This is a genomic window from Micromonospora sp. NPDC005205 (assembly GCF_040608275.1).
GTDB lineage: Bacteria > Actinomycetota > Actinomycetes > Mycobacteriales > Micromonosporaceae > Micromonospora.
This window is the reverse complement of the sequence record NZ_JBEXHV010000012.1, coordinates 33081-51007: the sequence shown is the minus strand read 5'-3', so window position 1 is coordinate 51007 and position 17927 is coordinate 33081. Positions and strand designations below refer to the sequence as shown.

General features: G+C 67.5%; 10 protein-coding genes. 6 read left to right on the top strand and 4 right to left on the bottom strand.

Features of this window, described 5'->3' with window-relative positions; genetic code table 11:
* Nucleotides 1-6: 6 nt before the first annotated feature.
* The gene (locus ABZU43_RS21665; RefSeq protein WP_355008284.1) at nt 7-1005 is read right to left on the bottom strand and encodes a LacI family DNA-binding transcriptional regulator; all 999 of its coding nucleotides are present in this window, start codon (nt 1003-1005) and stop codon (nt 7-9) included.
* Nucleotides 1006-1426: 421 nt separating this feature from the next.
* Between ABZU43_RS21665 and ABZU43_RS21660 the strand changes: the two genes are divergently transcribed.
* The 5 genes from ABZU43_RS21660 to ABZU43_RS21640 all read left to right on the top strand — a co-directional run bounded on the left by ABZU43_RS21660 (nt 1427) and on the right by ABZU43_RS21640 (nt 8148).
* Complete coding sequence (locus tag ABZU43_RS21660; RefSeq protein WP_355008283.1) at nt 1427-2671, top strand: sugar ABC transporter substrate-binding protein; 1245 nt, start codon at nt 1427-1429, stop codon at nt 2669-2671.
* 99 nt (nt 2672-2770) lie between these two features.
* On the top strand, nt 2771-3691 hold the full coding sequence (locus tag ABZU43_RS21655; protein ID WP_355008282.1) for a sugar ABC transporter permease: 921 nt from the start codon (nt 2771-2773) through the stop codon (nt 3689-3691).
* A 4-nt stretch (nt 3692-3695) separates the two neighbouring features.
* Nucleotides 3696-4610, top strand: coding sequence for a carbohydrate ABC transporter permease (locus ABZU43_RS21650; protein ID WP_355008281.1), 915 nt, complete (start codon nt 3696-3698; stop codon nt 4608-4610).
* Nucleotides 4611-4612: 2 nt separating this feature from the next.
* The gene (locus ABZU43_RS21645; protein WP_355008280.1) at nt 4613-6538 is read left to right on the top strand and encodes a beta-L-arabinofuranosidase domain-containing protein; all 1926 of its coding nucleotides are present in this window, start codon (nt 4613-4615) and stop codon (nt 6536-6538) included.
* A 581-nt stretch (nt 6539-7119) separates the two neighbouring features.
* The gene (locus ABZU43_RS21640; RefSeq protein ID WP_355008279.1) at nt 7120-8148 is read left to right on the top strand and encodes a LacI family DNA-binding transcriptional regulator; all 1029 of its coding nucleotides are present in this window, start codon (nt 7120-7122) and stop codon (nt 8146-8148) included.
* A gap of 78 nt (nt 8149-8226) precedes the next feature.
* On the opposite strand, the gene ABZU43_RS21635 is transcribed toward ABZU43_RS21640, so the two are convergent.
* Complete coding sequence (locus tag ABZU43_RS21635; RefSeq protein ID WP_355008278.1) at nt 8227-9300, bottom strand: cellulose-binding domain-containing protein; 1074 nt, start codon at nt 9298-9300, stop codon at nt 8227-8229.
* A gap of 684 nt (nt 9301-9984) precedes the next feature.
* Between ABZU43_RS21635 and ABZU43_RS21630 the strand changes: the two genes are divergently transcribed.
* Entirely contained in the window at nt 9985-11496 is a 1512-nt protein-coding gene (locus tag ABZU43_RS21630; RefSeq protein ID WP_355008277.1) for a family 43 glycosylhydrolase, read from the top strand.
* 906 nt (nt 11497-12402) lie between these two features.
* Here the strand turns inward: ABZU43_RS21630 and ABZU43_RS21625 are convergent.
* Nucleotides 12403-14337, bottom strand: a complete 1935-nt coding sequence (locus ABZU43_RS21625) for an Ig domain-containing protein (RefSeq protein WP_355008276.1) — start codon at nt 14335-14337, stop codon at nt 12403-12405.
* A gap of 243 nt (nt 14338-14580) precedes the next feature.
* Nucleotides 14581-17889 (bottom strand): discoidin domain-containing protein, encoded by a 3309-nt coding sequence (locus tag ABZU43_RS21620; RefSeq protein ID WP_355008275.1) that lies wholly within the window; start codon nt 17887-17889, stop codon nt 14581-14583.
* Nucleotides 17890-17927 lie beyond the last annotated feature (38 nt).

Below are 17927 nucleotides of genomic sequence, written 5' to 3'. Positions count from 1 at the left end.
CGCGAGCTACCGGGGAAGTGCGGGTCCGGTTGATTCACGTACGACGAGACGGCCGTGCTGGCGGATGACCCCGGAGTTGGCGTTGCCGTCGAGGGCAGCGAGGAGATGGTTGACCGCGGTGGCGCCAAGTTGTTCGAGGTTGAGGTCGACAGTGGTGAGAGGCGGGCGGCACTCCGCGGCGAAGTCCTCCCAGTTGTCGTAGCCGACGATCGCCACGTCCTCGGGGATTCGTCGGCCCAGGTCGCGGATGGCGTCGGTGACCCCGGCGGCGACCTGGTCATTGCCGCAGAAGATTGCGTCGACGTCGGGGCAGGCGGCCACCAGCAGACGTGCCGCGTGCCGGCCCCACCGCTGCGACCACTCGCCGAACAGGGGATCGTTGGCGGGCGAGAGGCCAGCCTCGTTGAGGACCGCCCGAAGTCCGGCTGCCCGATCGCGGGCGGCGCGGTAGCTGTCCGGTCCGGTGATGTGCCCGATTCTGCGTCGACCATGCAGGACCAGGTATTCGGCTGCGAGCCGGGCGCCGCCCTCGTCGTCCGCGATGATCGACAGATCTCGTGGGTCGACTGACTCGGCATAGGCATAGACCACCGGGACGGGGATGTCCTGGGTCAGTGACGGGCTGACGTCGTTGCTGTCTCCGACGACGATGAACCCGTCGACCTGACGTGCCAACAGGGTGCGGATGTAGTGCTGACGGCGGATGGCGTCGCCGCGGGCGTCGCAGAGCAGGACTGACATCTGTCCGTTGCCGAGGGCATTCTCGGCACCGAGCAGGATCGGGATCGAGAACCGCCCGCCGAGTTCGTCGGTGAGCAGCCCGACTGTGCGGGTACGCCCGGAGATCAGCCCGGATGCCAGCACATTCGGTTGGAAGCGTAGATCGGCGGCGGCACGTATCACCCGCTCTCGAGTGTCCGCAGCGACCTCGGCGCGGCCGTTCAGCGCCTTCGATGCGGTGGCGACGGAGACGCCGGCGCGATCCGCCACATCGCTCAGCGTCACCGACTGTGATCGTCGTCGCCCCACCGAAATCCTTTCGCAAGGTTTTAGGGTCACCCACCGAGGGTGGCTCCCGCTCACTTTCTGAGTAAGCGTAGAGCGTAGAGCGGTTCCGGGGAAGCAGCGGACGGTGCCGAAAGCCGTTTCGGATTTACCTGCGTGACATCTTGCCGAAAACGATTTCGTGCGCCACGCTAGCGGCGCAAAAGTGACACGCACATCTCGGGCGCAGCGCTGACGACGTGGCGGGCGAGGTGCCGGCGGAAGGCGAGGGCGCGATGGGACATCCAGGGCACCCCGCACGGATCGCCGGCTTACGGAGGCCCATGCAACGGCTTCCTCGGAACGATGGACCCAAGGGAGATAGATCATGAGGAGAGCCCTGGGCAGGCGAACTGCCCTCCGTTCGCTGGCCGGAGCCCTAGTGGCCACGCTGACTCTCGGTATGGCGGCCTGCACCGGCGATGACTCGACCGGGCCGAGCGCCGCCGAGGCTGGGCCCAACGGCGTCGACGACGGCGCCGAACTCACCATGTGGACCCGCGCGCCATTGGAAAAGCAGGCGAAACTCCTGGTGCAGGCCTACAACGCCAGCCACCAGAACAAGGTCAAGCTGACCGTCATTCCCAACGATGACTACGTCGCGAAGGTCGGCGCGGCGTCCGGCTCGGGTGCCCTTCCGGACCTCTTCGCCGCCGACATCGTTTACGTGAAGAACTGGGTGAACCAGGGGCTGTTCCAGGACCTCAGCGCGAACATCAACGGCCTCAGCTTCAAAGACTCGATCAACAAGGGGCACCTGTCGGCTGGCAAGCTTGACGGCAAGGAGCACGTCCTGCCCTTCGTTTTGGACCTGTCGATGCTGTTCTGGAACAAGCAACTGTTCAAGGACGCCGGGCTGGACCCGGAGAAGGCCCCGGCGACACTTGACGATTACGCCGCCGCGGCAAAGGCGGTCCAGGCGACGAAGAAGAACGGCGTCTACGGCACGGCGGCCGGGCTGAACTGCGGCGGCTGCCTGGTCTTCACCTGGTTCCCGTCGGTCTGGGCCAGCGGCGGTCAGGTGTTGAGCGCGGAGGGCACCGAATCCAAACTCGCCGACGAGACCGCCCAGAAGGTCTACCGCACCTGGCACGACCTCTGGAAGTCCGGCGTGGTGCTGCCCGCCTCGGCGGGGGAGACGGGCCCGACCTGGACCGCCGCGTTCACCGAGGGCAAGGTTGGTCTGATGTTCTACCCGGCGACGTTGCTCTCGTCGACGCCGTTCGAGGTCGGTGTCGCCGCCATCCCGGGCCCCAGCGGTGGCGGCTCCACCTTCGTCGGTGGGGACGGCATCGGCGTCTCGAAGGACTCGAAGAAGGCACCGCAGGCTTGGAACTTCCTGAGCTGGTTGATGTCCGAGGACGCCCAGGTCGAGGTGCTGGCGAAGAACAAGGACGTGGTGGCGCGGGCCGACCTCGCGAATAACAAGTACGCCGTGACGGATCCGCGACTGGTCACCATCAACGAGGCGGCCGGTAAGGGTGACACGCCTGTGGCGTTGAACTTCCAGCAGGCGTTCAACGCCCCGAGCAGCCCGTGGCTGACCCTCGTCCGCAACCAGGTGCTCAACGGTAGCGGTGACATCCAGAAGGACAACGCCGAGATCACCGCTGTGCTCAAGCAGTAGCCGATCCCGGCAGGCGGGTGCCGACCGTGCCGTCGGCCGGCGCCCGCCTGCGGTAGGACCCTCCCGTTGGCTCTCACCTGAAGGAACAAAGAGGCTCCGATGAGCGTCACCGCACCCTTCCGCCCGCCCCCCGAACCGGCGGTACGCGGCCGCGCTCGTTCGCGCGCCCGGCAGGCCCTGCTCGGTTGGTTCTATGCGACGCCGACCGCGGTCTTCGTCGTGCTGCTGTTCGCTGTGCCGCTGATGCTGGTCATCAAGATGTCGCTGTCGAGGTGGCCGCTGCTGACCGGCGACCAGGGCATCAATGCGCCGGACAACTTCGTGAAGGCGATCAACCACCGCTTCTTCACCGACTCGGTGGTGTTCACCGTCAAGTACACGGTGCTGGCGACCGTGCTGCTGCTCGCACTCGGCCTGGGACTGGCCCTGCTCGTGCAGGAGTCGAGCCGGTGGAACAACCTGCTCCGAGCCTCGCTCCTCATTCCCAGCGCCCTGGGGCTGGCGTCGGCGTCCCTGCTGTTCTACGTCCTCTACTCGCCGTACGCGAGCCCGCTGGCGCCACTGATGGAGGATCTGGGCTTCACGTTCCTCGGCTCACCGAACTCGGCACTGCTGTCGACCACCTTCCTCATCGTCTGGCGCTACGCCGGCTTCTACATGGTGCTCATGCTCGTCGGCCTGCAGGGCATCCCGGCCGATGTGTTCGAGGCCGCCCGCTCGGACGGCGCCAGTCGCTGGCAGACCTTCCGAATGGTCACTCTGCCGTTGCTGCGCCCGACGCTGGCGCTGACCACAGTGCTCTGTGTCACCGGCTCGCTGCTCGCCTTCGAGCAGTTCTACATCCTGACGAAGGGCGGCCCGGACAACAGCACGATCACCGTTGTCCAACTCATCTACATGGTGGCCTTTCAGGGGCAGAACGACCTTGGCGTGGCGGCGGCCCTTTCTGTCATCGTCCTGCTGGCCCTGATTCTCGTCAACGCGCTGCAGCTGCGCGTCTTCCGGTCCGAGGAGAGCTGAGTCGATGGCCGTCCTTTCCCGATCCAACTCCACGTCGGCCGGAGCGCCGTCGTCGCCTGGCCGGAGACCGACCGGCCGCCCCAGATCAGCTGGCGTCACGGTCGCCGGCATCGCGCTTCGAACGCCGTACTGGGTCTTTACCGGTGCGCTCGCGTTGATCTTCCTGGCACCGCTGGCCTGGACGGCGGTGGCATCGGTCGCCCCGCACGCGGGCACCAACCAGGTGGACGGCTGGGGGTTCGGCAACTACCAGACGCTGACCAACTATCAGGCCGGTATCTGGCGATACCTCGGCAACTCGGCGATCGTCTCCCTCCTCACCGTCGTCCTGACGCTGGTGACCTCGATGCTCGGCGGGTACGCGTTCGCCCGGTTCCGGTTCCCGGGACGCAACATCCTGTTCCTGCTCACACTCGCGATTCTGATGGTTCCGTACGCGACGTTGCTGATCCCGCTCTACGTGCTGCTCAACCAGGTGGGGCTGCAGAACTCCCTGGTCGGGGTGGCCCTGGTGCTCACCATGTTCCAGCTGCCGTTCTCCACGTTCCTGATGCGCATCTCCTTCGAAGCGGTGCCGCGTCAACTCGATGAGGCCGCGATGGTGGACGGCTGCTCGTCGTTCGGCGCGCTGTGGCGCGTACTGCTGCCGGCGGTGAAGCCGGGCCTCATCACCGTCGGGCTCTTCGCCTTCCTCACGGCCTGGAACGACTTCATGGCGCCGCTGATCCTCATCAACGACACCGAGCGCATGACGCTCCCGCTCGCTGTGTCGAATCTGCGCGGCCAGGTCCAGGGTGTCGTCGACTACGGGGCGACCGAGGCAGGCGTCGTCGTCCTCGCCCTGCCGTGCGTCGTCCTGTTCCTGCTACTCCAACGACACTATGTGCGGGGCTTCATGTCCGGCGCGCTGAAGGGATGAGAATGAGCGGCATCGCACCTACCGCCGCCCCAGTCCTGCCGATCCGCGGCCGGTTCCGCCCACTCGGGTTGCCCGAGGTGCGTGTCACGGGCGGATTCTGGGCCGAGCGCCAATCGATCAATGCCGTTGCGACCCTGCCGCACATCGAGCACTGGCTTGAGCGGGAAGGCTGGCTCCGCAACTTCGACCTCACCGTCCACGGCGACCTTTCCCGCGACCGTCGCGGACGCGAGTTCTCCGACTCGGAGGTCTACAAGTTTCTGGAGGCCGCGGCGTGGGAGATCGGCCGCGGCCGCGACGCGGACCTCGAGTCGAGGTTTCGCGCCGTGGTGCGACGGGTGGCCGCGGCACAGCAGCCCGACGGCTACCTCAACACCAGGTTCGGCGGGCCGGGACAGGCGCCGCGCTGGTCCGACCTGGAGTGGGGCCATGAGCTCTACTGCGTCGGCCACCTCCTGCAAGCCGCTGTCGCCCGCGCCCGGACCCGGCCAGGCGCTGACGACGGGCTGCTCGTCGTCGCCCGCCGCGCGGCCGACAACGTGTGTGAGACGTTCGGACCGGACGGCCTGGACGGCCTCTGCGGGCACCCGGAGATCGAGCCCGCGTTGGTCGAGTTTGCGCGGGTCACCGGCGACGACCGCTACCTGGCTCAAGCTGCTCTCTTCGTTGACCGGCGCGGCCATGGCCGGCTCAGCGATGTGGAGTTCGGCCGGGAGTACTTCCAGGACGAGCTTCCCGTCCGGCAGGCGACGGTGCTGCGGGGACACGCGGTTCGGGCGAACTACCTGGCTGCCGGGGCCGTCGACGTTGCGGTGGAGCTGAAGGAAACCAGCCTGCTGGACGCGATCCGCATCCAGTGGAGGAACGCGGTGGCCAGGCGCACCTACCTCACCGGCGGGCAGGGTTCTCGCCACCAAGACGAGGCATTCGGCGGGGACTGGGTGCTGCCGCCGGATCGCGCCTACTCGGAGACCTGCTCCGGTGTCGGGTCGGTGATGCTCGCGTGGCGGCTGCTGCTCGCCGACGGCGATCCGGAGTACGCCGACCTCATCGAGCGGACCCTGTTCAACGTAGTCGCCACCTCGCCGTCGGCTGACGGGCGCAGCTTCTTCTACACCAACACCCTGCACCGCCGCGAACTCGGCACCCAACCGGACGCGGACCGGCCGAGCCTGCGCGCGGCGGCATCGCTGCGGGCGCCCTGGTTCGAGGTTTCCTGCTGCCCCACCAACGTCGCCCGCACCATGGCCAGTTTGACCGCGTACGTGGCCACCGCCGACGACGACGGACTCCAGCTACACCAATACCTGCCCGGCACCGTCGCGCACCGCCTCGCCGACGGGCGTGAGTTGTGCGTGACCATCATTACCGATTACCCGCACGACGGGCGGATCCGGGTGCGAATCGACAGCGAAGACGACCGCCCGTGGTCACTGTCGGTGCGGGTGCCCGCTTGGGCGGCCCGGGGGGCGACGGTGACCCTCGTCGGCGACACCCGACCGGTCGGCCCGGGGGTCGTCACCGAGCGACGGACCTGGCGACGCGGCGACGAGATGGTGCTGACCCTGCCGATGGCGCCTCGGTTCACCTACCCGGACGCCCGGATCGACGCAATTCGCGGTTGTGTGGCAGTCGAGCGTGGCCCCCTCGTATACGCCTTGGAATCCGTGGATGTCCCGGGCGTCCAGACCGTCGACGAACTCCGCGTCGATACCCGCCGACCGCCACGCCTGGTCGACGGCAGGGTCACCGTGACGTGCCGGCGGGTGCGGGCCCGGGACCACGGATGGCCCTACCGGGCGGACGAGGCCGGCTCAGCGCCGGTGCCCGGTGACGAGTTCGACGACGTATCGCTGGTGGAGTACCACGCCTGGGCAAGTCGGGGGCCTTCGACGATGCGCGTCTGGCTCGCCACGGCCGGCGAGTAGCGCGGGCACCCCGTCCCCCTGCGGTGTTAGCGCTAACTGCGGTAGTCCACCGATCACTCCCACTCAAGGCTTCCACCACCGGTGCCGCGCTCCGGAGACGCCTCATTTTCCGGAGCGGCGCCGCCACTGAAGGAGGAAAGGCCGCCTACCAGACGTTCCCCACCCGCAGCGCCGCCGCCGCAGCCGGCGCCGCGATCGTGCGGATCACCGAAACCGTCGACGGCGCTGCGGTGACCACCCAGATCGAGGCCGCCTACTTCTCAGCCGGTAGTTGGCTCCCGCTTGGTGGCGGCGCTCCTCCCAGCGCCGCCACCCGGCATGGCGGGACCCGCTTTCGAGGCGTTTCGAACGGCGATTCGATTGCGTACTTCCCAGCATGAGCCGACGTGACGCTTCCCTGTAGTGTTCCAAGTTGGGCGGCAGGTACAACGACGTTCTGCCGGGCCGCGAGGGGCGGGGAAACCGCGCCGAAATCGGTTTTCGGAAGCTGCCCGTGTATGGGTGGCCGTCGAAGATCCGTCGAGGCACCCTATCGCCGCGCATCCCACCTGTGCCTGGTTGCTGGGAGGAGCAAGCACGCCATGACCACGGAGCCCGAGATCCCCGCCAACCGGACACCCACGCTCACCGACGTCGCCAAGCTTGCCGGCGTGTCGGTCGCGACCGCGTCGAAGGCCATCAACGGGCGCAGCGAGGTCAGAGCGACCACCAGGGTCCGGGTGCTGAAGGCTGCAGAGTTGCTGTCCTTCGCACCGAACGCCCTCGCCCGTAGCCTGCTCAGCGGCCGGACCGGGACCGTCGGTCTGCTAACCAGCGATCTGGAGGGACGCTTCTCGATCCCCATCCTGATGGGCGCGGAGGACGCCTTCGGCGCTGGCCAGGTCTCGGTCTTCCTGTGCGACGCGCGCGGCGACGCGATCAGGGAGCAGCATCACGTACGGGCACTGTTGTCGCGGCGCGTCGACGGGCTGATCGTCGTCGGCTCCCGGACCGACCCTCGCCCGCCGCTGGCCGGCAACATCCCGGTGCCGGTCGTCTACGTCTACGCCCCCTCCGCGGACCCGAACGACGTCTCGATCACGGTCGACAACGTGGGCGGTGGGCGACTCGCCATCGACCACCTGCTCGCCTGCGGGCGGCGCAACATCGCCCACATCACCGGAGAGGTCGGCTTCCAGGCGGCACGCGACCGCGCCGAGGGAGCGGCGGCGGCACTCGCCGACGCCGGCTTGAGCCTGGTCGCCGATCGACCCTACTTCGGGTCGTGGGACGAGTCCTGGGGGCGGGCCGCCGCGCACATGGTCGTCGAACGGCACGCCGAGGTCGATGCCATCTTCTGCGGCAGTGACCAGATCGCCCGAGGCGTCCTGGACGCGCTGCGTGATCTGGGACGGGACGTGCCGGGGGCGCTCTCCGTGATCGGCTTCGACAACTGGGAGGCCATCTCGGCGGACTCCCGCCCGCGCCTGACCAGCATCGACATGAACCTCCAGCGCCTTGGCGCCGTAGCCGGCCAGCGGCTCTTCGAGGCCATCAGCGGGGCGGCGACCCGGTCGGAGGAGTTCTCCGGCCGCCTCGTCATGCGCGAGTCGACCCTGCCGCAGCGCTGAGCGGCCGGTCACCAGCAGGCCGACGCTGAGGGCTGGTTCGGCCGTGGGTGGGCCGGACCAGCCGATGGCGTTCAGGGCTCAGGACAGGAAACTGCCGTACGGACCGGACAGGATCCGGTCTTTCTGCGCCTGGCTGAAATGTGTGTTCGGGTAGTTGTAGAACGAGGCGGACATCGGGGTGCCGTCGGTGGAGGTCGAGTCGGGCAGCCCGAGAGCGTGTCCGAGTTCGTGGACCATGCCGCCGTGCCAGCGGTTCATCGGGCCGTTGACGCCAGCGGCGCCGTCGGCGTCGTGCTGACAGAGGATCACCCAGCCGTTCCCGCCGCCACCACCGGCACCCGGGCCCTCGGCGCTGATCTCGCCCACGTTGAGCCAACGGTTGTCGGGGCTACGCAGGTTGAGCTTGCGCATGAGTTCCTGCTGCATGTTGAACACCGACCACCAGTAGCGGTCCGAACCGTTGGGAGTGTTCTCGTACCAGGACTTGACGTGGTCGCCGTTGACGACCTCCACCACCGGGCTGTTGAGGGTGAACGTCTTGCCCAGTTCCTGGCGGTAGTACCGTTGCGCCTCGCGCATCACGGTGGCGATGCCGTCCGGCCACCGCTGGTCGAACGCCACGTCGGACGGCTTGAGCCAGTAGACCCGGACCGTGCGGGGCTGCGGCGCCGCGGTGGGAGCCACCGTCGGGGGTGGGGTGGTCGGCCCGGCGGTGGGGGTCGGCGTCGTGCCGCCGGTGCAGGTGACGCCGTTGAGGGTGAAGCTGCCCGGCACCGGGTTGCTGGCGTTGTTCGAGCTGCCGTTGAACCCGAATGAGGCGCTGCCGCCGGTGGCCAGGTTGCCGTTGTACGAGGCGTTCGTCGCGGTCACCGTGACGCCGTTCTGGGTCACCGTGGCGTTCCACGCCTGGGTGACCGTCTGCCCGGCGCCGAACGCCCAGCGCAGCGTCCAGCCGGCCAGCGGATCACCCAGGTTGGTGACCTGTACATTCGCGCCGAACCCACCCGCCCACTGGGAACTGATCGTGTACGCGACCCGGCAGCCCGTCGCAGCCGCGTGGCCAGTGCCGGCGGTCAGGACCACCACCCAGGCAAGACTCATCGCGAGCGCCGCGGCCGCGAGCCGGAACAGAAGTCGTGGGTGATGGGCCATCAGTCATCTCCTCGTCCAGCTAGTAGCCGGAGCGGCTCTTGGGGTGTCACCATCGGCGCCTCCGCGCCGCCGTTCAGGGTGCCGACCATCGTCACCTCAGGTCGTGCGCTGTCTTGGCACAACTGCATGGATCCTCCTTTGGGGCGGGGCTGGCTCGGGTGAGGTAGTCGTGCCCGCCATGCCTTCGGTGCCAACCGCTTGCGCGGTCCGGTGGAGCTGCGGACGTAGGGAGGCGTCGACGACAGTGCCGGCCGGACTAGCCGGTATTTACGTATGCCGATGTTTCTGCCGGTTAGACTGAAGTCCGAAAAGGTTTTCGTCAAGATGCTCGGCTGGTTGCGGTGAGACTCTGAGGTGCGCAGAGAGGTGCCGAGGTGCCAGCGGCGGTTCGTGTGCACCGGTGACCTCCACCGAGGCGTTGTACTGGCTTGCCTGGTCGGATGTGTTGATCAGGTGCGCGGCCACCCGTCCATCAGGGCTCGGGTTGCGCGCGCCTACCTGGTTGACCCGGTGAACGACCTCCCACCACGACAGTCTTGATCCATGCTGGACCCGCTCCGCGTGGAACCCGCCCCGGTGAACGTACGCGAGTGCGGCATCGGTGATTGCCGAAAAGGTTTTCGTGAGGCATGGTGGCTGGCACACTGCCGATTCCGGAACCGTCCCCACCGGAGGTCGCACGACATGAAACGTTCCCGAAAGACCGCCCTGCTCTCAGTGCCGATCCTGGCTGCGGCCATGCTGTTCGTACCGCAGTCCGCCGCCGCCGCGATTGCCACGTTCGCCACCACGCTGGTCAACTCCAACGGCGGCAACTGCCTGGCCCTGCCCGGCGGCGACACCGCCAACGCCGTGCAGCTCAATCAGCAGGCCTGCAACAGCGCCGCCTACCAGCGAGTCACCTTCACCCCGGTGTCCGGCACCACCGACACCTACACCGTCGCGACGTCGACCGCGGGCAAGTGCGTCGACGTCAACGGCGCCTCGACGGCCGACAACGCCGCGATCATCCAGTGGACCTGCCACAGCAATCCCAACCAGCGCTGGCGGCTCGTCCCGGTCACGGTCAGTGGCACCGACAAGACGTTCAATGTCGTGTCGGTCAGCTCTGGCAAGTGCCTCGTGCCCGCTGGTGGTTCTTCGTCCGCCAACACCGGACTGGTGCAGCTGCCGTGTAGCACCGCCACCAGCCGGATCTGGCGCCTCGCCGGCTTCGTGACCGGCGGCGGCACGGCCAACACGTTCACCAACCCAATCAAGGCGCAGGGTCCGGACCCGTGGCTGACCTACTACAACGGCTACTACTACCTGGCCACCACGACCTGGAACCGCACCATCACGATGCGCAAGGCCACCACGCTGCGTGGGCTGGCCACCGCCGCCGACCAGGTGATCTTCAACCTGACCAATCCGAACGGCGCGGGCACGATGTGGGCACCCGAATTCTTCCTGCTCAGCGGGCCGAACGGGCCACGGTGGTACTTCTACTACACCGCCGGCCGCGAGCCGTTCAACTTGGGTACCCAACGCATTCACGTGCTGGAGAGCGCCGGTACGGACCCCATGGGTCCGTACACGTTCAAAGCCTCCATGGTAGACCCGACCGCGGACAACACCTGGGAGCTTGACGCGAGCATCCTGCAGCTCAACGGACAGCTGTACCTGCTGGGTACGTTCTACAACGGTTCGCAGCCGATGTTCATTCGCCCACTGAGCAACCCGTGGACGGCCAGCGGCACCCGCCGCATCCTGTCCACACCGACCTACAGCTGGGAGACCGTCGGCGGCGGCGTGAACGAGGGCGCGGAAGTCCTGCAGCGCAACGGCAAGACCTTCATCGTCTACTCGGCGAGCCACTGCTCCACACCCGACTACAAGCTGGGCATGCTCACCTACAACGGCACGGGCGATCCATTGTTGTCCTCGTCCTGGACGAAGTCACCCAACCCGGTGTTCCAGCGCTCGAACGCCAACGGTGTCTACGGGCCCGGCCACAACGGGTTCTTCAAGTCGCCGGACGGCACCGAGGACTGGATGGTCTATCACGCCAACAGTTCGGCGTCGGCCGGCTGTGACATCAATCGCTCCACCCGCGCCCAGAAATTCACCTGGAACGCCGATGGCACGCCGAACTTCGGCGTGCCGGTCCCGACCGGAGTCGCGTTGACCGCACCCTCGGGTGAGCCTGCCCCCTGACCGACGGTGCCCGCTCTTGCCACGGCGAGAGCGGGCGTCCGGTCGTGACGGCGCGGCCGCCGCACGCAGCACGTGAGGCCGGATCCGATTCGGCGAGGTCGTTTGGCGCTGCGGGATCGGCCGAGTGGCGAAAGCCAACAGGTCGACTCGATCGTGAGTACGCGGCACTCGCCCGCAACCAGGCTTGTGGCGGCTTGAGCCTGGCCGCGCTGGAAGCTTCACCACGCAGGGCGGCGCCCAGCCGGGGAACGGCGTCACCTGGTCGTAGACGGGTAGCGAGCACGCGTCGGTCGGGCTCGATCGCCCCGCGCGCGGTGTACAGCACATGCCTCGGTTCGATGAGCCAACCTGGGTGGCCGGCCGACGGTCGCGCTCGACAGCTGCGCCTGAAGCCGGCGGATGACCGCCCAGCTGCGGTGAGCTCTGCCGCCGCCGCCGGGCCAATGCCGCCAGAACTTTGCGTGATCAGGCCAGGCCGTCGGCGCGGTAAACGGCCGGTGAGAGCAGTATCACGGCTTGGCAGGCTGCCTCAGCCGCCTGTTCGGCCGAGCCGCAGGCATCTATCGCGCCGTGGACGGCGTCTCCCGACATCACCAACCGCGCGCTCGCCCCGCCGCGGCGCGTACCACTGGCGCGTTCAACTGCGGTGAGAACCTGGTATTCACCCAACGACGTGGTGGGGACGCCGCCGCAGCCGAGTCGATCAGCCAGTGGACGTGCTCGGCGTTCCGTCGGCGGCTCGCCGTGCCGTCGCGCCGGGGCAGCGCCGTCGCCACGAGAACTTTACGTCAAGGACGCACCGACCACCTCCTTGACGGTGGGCGGGGGCAGCCGTCAGCAGGCCTCCGGCTGCGGGTCGACGATCGCGGCGTCCGGGTTGCCGAACCCGGACGCCGCGTGCCACCGTCAGCTGAATGCCTTGACCTGCAGCAGGCCGGTGGAGAGGTTCGGCGCGCTCTGCAGCAGGACGCGCAGCCGGGTGGTGCTTACCGCGGGGAAGGTGACGGTGTTGTACTGGTTGGCCACGACCGGATACCCACTGGCGCCCGGCACGTCGACGTAGGCGCTGCCGTTCCAGAACTGCAGCCGCCACGATGCCGGCAGGTCGACACCCTCACCGTCGTCGAAGAAGTACACCTGCGATCGGCTGATCGTCTGAGCCGACGGCCACGTCAGCTCGGCCCACTGCTGGCCCTGCTGCGGCCACGTTCCCCAGCGATTGCCCTGATTCGGGGCGCCGATATTGGAACTCGCCGGATCGCCACCGGTGTTGATCGCCGCGCAGCTCTCCCAGGACGACGTGAACGAGCACGACGGGGTCGCGCTGAGGGCGAGGTTTCCACCGCCACCCCCACCACCGACCGTGAGCTGGAATGTACGGGTCGCCGGGGCGCTCTGGCTGTCGTAGTCGCGCAGCTCCACAGTAAACGAGTGCGTTCCGGCCGTGCTCGGAGTTCCGCTGACCGTGCCGGTGAAGCGGTCGAGAGTCAGGCCGGCCGGCAGTGTGCCGCCGACGACACGCCAGTCGTAGAACGGCACGCCCCCCTTCGCCGTCAGCTTCTGCTGGTAGGCCTGGCCGATCGGGGCGTTGGGCAGGCTGGTCGTCACGATCGAGGGGGTCAGGAACGGGGTGAGGTTGCGGTTCAACGGCCAGCCGGCGTTCTCGGCGACCAGCAGCGCCAGCTTGGTCAGCATCCACCGGCGGGTCGGGAACAGGTGGTTCCAGCCGCCGCTCTGTCCGCTGAGCCGGTCCCAGTACGGGGACGTGCCCGGGATGTGGTAGCTGCTGTCCAGCGGCACGGCGCGGCCCTGGTACGCGGTGACCTCCGCGTCGTTGACGCCGCCGGTGGTGACGAAGTTGCGCATGCCGGCCCAGTCGCTGTGGTAGGCGAGGGCGTGCCCGTACTCGTGCATGACAAGTCCGTGCACGTCGAGCACCGACCCGGCGATCTCGGTCTTGTACCAGTCCTCGTCGGCCAGCGAGGTGAACAGTTGCTTGCCGGCCTCGTCGTACTCGAAGATCATCGCGGTGGAGCGATGGATCGGGCCGGGCAACTGCTGCCCGTTGCGGGTGTGGTAGCGGCCGTTGTTGGCGGGGTAGCCGGTGGAGTAGGGGGTCTGGATTCCCCGGAAGTACACCCACATGCCGTTGTAGGCGGCGTTGTTGGTCACGTTGATGCTGTTCTGCCAGTCGTTGCCGGGCAGGTGGTTGGTCTCTGCCCCGGCGGCCACGGTGTCGAACGGCTGCAGGTTGAAGAACCGGTACCAGTCCTTGACGCCTTCCTCGGCGGCGGTACGGAATGCCGGGTTCGTGAAGTACCCGGTGATGTTGTCGTAGCGGTAGTCGAAGTTGATCGGGATGGTCGGCTCGATCGCGGTCTTCTGGTCCTGCTGCACCCGGATCGGCATGGTCTGGGTGTAGGTCGAGTTGTTGCCGGCCCGCACGCTGAGCCGCAGGGTGTGGAGCTCGTCCTGGCCTGCGGCGCGTTTGGAATGGATCGCCAACTTGAAGGTCTTCTGCTCGGACGAGTTCGCGAAGGTCAGCCGTTTGGTGGCGCCGGTGGCGGTCAGTTGGCTGGGTAGGTCCATCATCAGCCGGGAAGTACCCTCGGCCTTGAGGTCGATGGTCACCGGGAACGGGACGTCCGTCGGGGGTCGCACTGTCAGCTCGATGTACGGGTTGGCCAGGTAGCCTTCCCAGTCGACAAGTTGGACGCCGTAGCCGTTGATGATCCTGCCAAACCGGTCGACGACCGTCGCGGTGCCGGCGGCCCGTACCGGGGCGGCGGTGAGCAGGGACGCGAGCAGCGCGAGCACTACCGCGGTGGTGAAGCGTTTCACGTCGTTACCTCAGTTCTTGATGCCGGTGACACCTTCGATGAAGTAGCGCTGCGGGAAGAGCCGCAGCGTGGTGACGGCCGCAGGGGCGGCGGTCAGTCAGCCCCACCGGATGACGTGGGTGCGCTGGAACGAGGCCCGGTCGAGCGAGAGTCTGGCGTCGCCTCACGTCGGTCCGATGACCGTCGTGGTGCAGCGTGGGGGTGGACCAGCCGCGCGGCTGACCACCCCCACGCCCAGGGCGGACTACCCGAAGGCCTTGACCTCCAGCAGCCCGACCGAGTTGGTCCCGCTGGTGAGCGCGACCCGGAGCCGCGTGGTGCTGATCGCCGGGAAGGTGACGGTGTTGTACTGGTTGATGACGGTCGGATACCCGCTCGCCCCGGGCACGTCGACGTAGGCGCTGCCGTTCCAGTACTGGAGCTTCCAGGACGCGGGCAGCCGTACCCCGTCGTTGTCGTCGAAGAAGTAGACCTGTGCCGACCGCAGTGTCTGGGCGGCGGACCAGGTCAGCTCACCCCACTGCTGGCCGGTGTTGGGCCAGGTGCCCCAGCGCGGGTTGACGGTGTCGTTTGACGACGGCGGATCGACGCCGTCGTTGAGTGCGGTGACACTTTCCCAGCTCGAGGTGTAGGAGGCCGACGGCGTCGCCGCAAGGGCGAGGTTGCCGCTCGGATCCGGATCCGGCGGTACCGTGCCGCCCCGGTTGTAGATCTTCACCTCGGTGAGTCCGGTCTTGAACCCGGACGCGTGGGTGACCTGGATGCGCAGCCGTTGGGTGCTGACCGCGGTGAACCTGACCCGGTTGTAGTTCGCCTGCGGCGCCGCCGGCGACTTGACCTGCGCGGCCGCGTTGATCCAGGCGCTGCCGTTCCAGTACTGCACGGTGTAGGACGTCGGCGCCCGGTACCGGTTGGTCGCCCGGTCGTTGCGGAAGTACACCCGGGCTTCGTCGACCGCACGATTCTGGCCGAAGTTGACCTCGTACCAGTCGGTGGCGTTGGGGGATCCGTAGCTGCCCCACAGCGGTTCGTTGATGGGGAAGCCGTCTACCGCAGCCCCGGTGGAGGTGCCGCTCGCGGTGTACGACGCCGACACCGCCGCGCCCTGGGCCAGGTTGGCGGTGGTGCTGGTCAGGTCAGCGCCCGCCTTGGCGAACATGTCGACGATGCGCGGGCTGTTCTGCACCACGTTCTGCGGCAGCTGGGGGCCCGTCAGCGCGACGTTGTAGTTCACCACGCCGGATCCGCTCGGGAAGGTCACCGCTCCGGTGGCCGGGTTGTAGAGCACCCGGGTCAGCCGGTCGACAGTGAAAGCCCGGGTCCCGTTGACGTAGACCGAGTAGCCCTGCGGCACCCCGCTGTAGCGGGTCACCCCGTCGGCCGGGTCGTCCCAGACCACACTCAGGTCGGTGTTGCGGTAGCGCAGGTTGTTGACCGCGAAGTGGGACCAGTCGATGTTGATCGGGGACAGCTCGATCTGGGCGTCGTTGCGTGGTCGCAGTCCGGCGACGTCTTCGATGACTGTCCAGTTGCTGCTGCCCAGGATGTTGTGGTGGATCCAGGACCGGTAGTCGATGTTCTTGGTGCCGTTGTTCCAGTCGGCCCAGAACTCGTTGGCGTCGGGCCACTGGGTGTTGCCACCGATGTACTGCGCCCAGGCGTTCCAGTAGAGCAGCTTCTTGTAGTCCTCGTTGTTCATCCACTGGTTGGGGTAGTTGCGCAGCACCGAGGAGTAGAGCCGGAACTGCACTGTCGAGTTGATGGTGGAGAAGTTGTTGCTGCCCGGTTGGCCGGCCGCGGCCGCTGCGGCCTTGTCCCGTTGGTTGGCGGTAAAGAACGGGAAGATGGGGTACTCGGCCGGGTCGGCGTACAGGCGCAGAGCCTCCCGGTACTGGGCGGTGTTGGGCATCAGGCCCACCGAGTACGGGTAGTAGTTGTTGATCTCCTTCCAGGGCACGTGGGTGTTTGTGGAGACGTGCTTGTGCTCCAGTAGCTGCCGGGACGGGTTCCACAGCGTGTTGATGACGCCGTTGCGGATCTTGTCGGCGAGCGCCTGCATCTCCGTGGCCTTGGCCGTGTTGCCCAACATGGTGTAGGCCTGCACCGCCGCCATCGCGCCGCTGTAGACGTAGGCCGATTCGGTCCGGTCGAGGTTGCCAGAGCGCCAGTGGAACGACACCGCGTCGGCGTCGTTGCCGGTCATCGCGCCCCAGTTGTATTCGATGACCCCGTTGTTGTTGGTGTCGTAGGTGGCCAACTGGCCCTTGACGTCGCCTTCGGCGTACTTGGCGAGGTTGCCGGCGATCGCCGGCTGTCCGCCGTGGATCTGATACGACCGCCACGCCGCCTCGGAGATGTACTGGGTGTAGCTGTTGGACCAGTTCTCCGGGTCACCGGGGTTGTCCATGAAGCGGCCGCCCTTCGACGACTGCCCGGCCGACAGCCACGGCCCGTAGGAGTAGACCGGGTTGCGCAGGTACTTCAGGTCGTCGATGTGCATCGGCTGGGTCAACGCGATCGCGTTGTTGTAGCCGGTCACCCCCTCGATGGAGACCGGGAACTGGAAGTCCTGTCCCGGGATGTCGACGTCGAGGTAGTTGTAGCGCATCAGCCACCAGCGGTAGTAGATGTTCTTCTTGATCGCGGCGTCCGGCACGTCGATGTAGGGGATGTTCTCGGCCCACCAGCGGTTGTACTCGCGTACGTGGGTGCCGAACGCCGTCGCCGGCGAGTAGCCCTTGTAGGCGTTGTACTCGGTCAGCGACTCCGGGATCTCGTTGGTGACGAAGCCCATCACCACCTTGGTCGTGACGGTCTGCCCGGCCGCGACGGTCACCGAGCGGTTCAGCCCGCCGCTGCTGACGGTGAACCCGTCCCCGGAGAGCCGCGGATAGATCGTGGTGAGGTTGTTCTTCACCTGCCGGCTGCCGGTCAGCTCGTTGCCGCTGCCGCTGGTCGCGTACGGGGAGGTGGCCCGCAGTTGTAGGGTGGTCGCCGAGTTGCCGCTGTTGACGATCGACAGGTTGGTGACCGCGACATTGTTGTGCGTGATGAACTTCTGCATGTCGACGCGGACCGAGCCGCTGGTGTAGATGCCCTTCCAGTGGCTGGGGCTCTGCCAGCGGCCGCTGACCTGCTCGGCGAACGTACCGGGGGTGATGGCGACCGAGTAGGCGTTCTGGCTGCTGATGTTGTCCCAGTAGGCGACCTGGCCGCCGAAGCCGATCACCGACGGGGAGTGCGTGGTCATGAACAGCCCTCGGCCGCGGGTCATCAGCCAGGTGCCGGCCGGGTCGTTGCCGGGCCGGCCGAGCAGGCGGTCCATCCAGAAATCGGTGCCGGCGCTCTCGGCGTTGTAGATGGACTGCAAGGTGTTGCCGGTGCTGTAGCCGACCGGCGGCGTCGGGATCGACGGCCCGTTGAAGCTCGGGTAGCCGATGGGCTGCGCGGCTGTGGCGGGTGCCTCGGCCAGCACCAGCAGGCTGCCGGTGGTCAGCAGGGCGGCGACGGCTGTCGCCAGCGGTCTGCGCCGGGGTAGGAGGGAGAGTCGCATCATTCATCTCCTGGGGGTAGGGACGGGTGTGGGGGTGG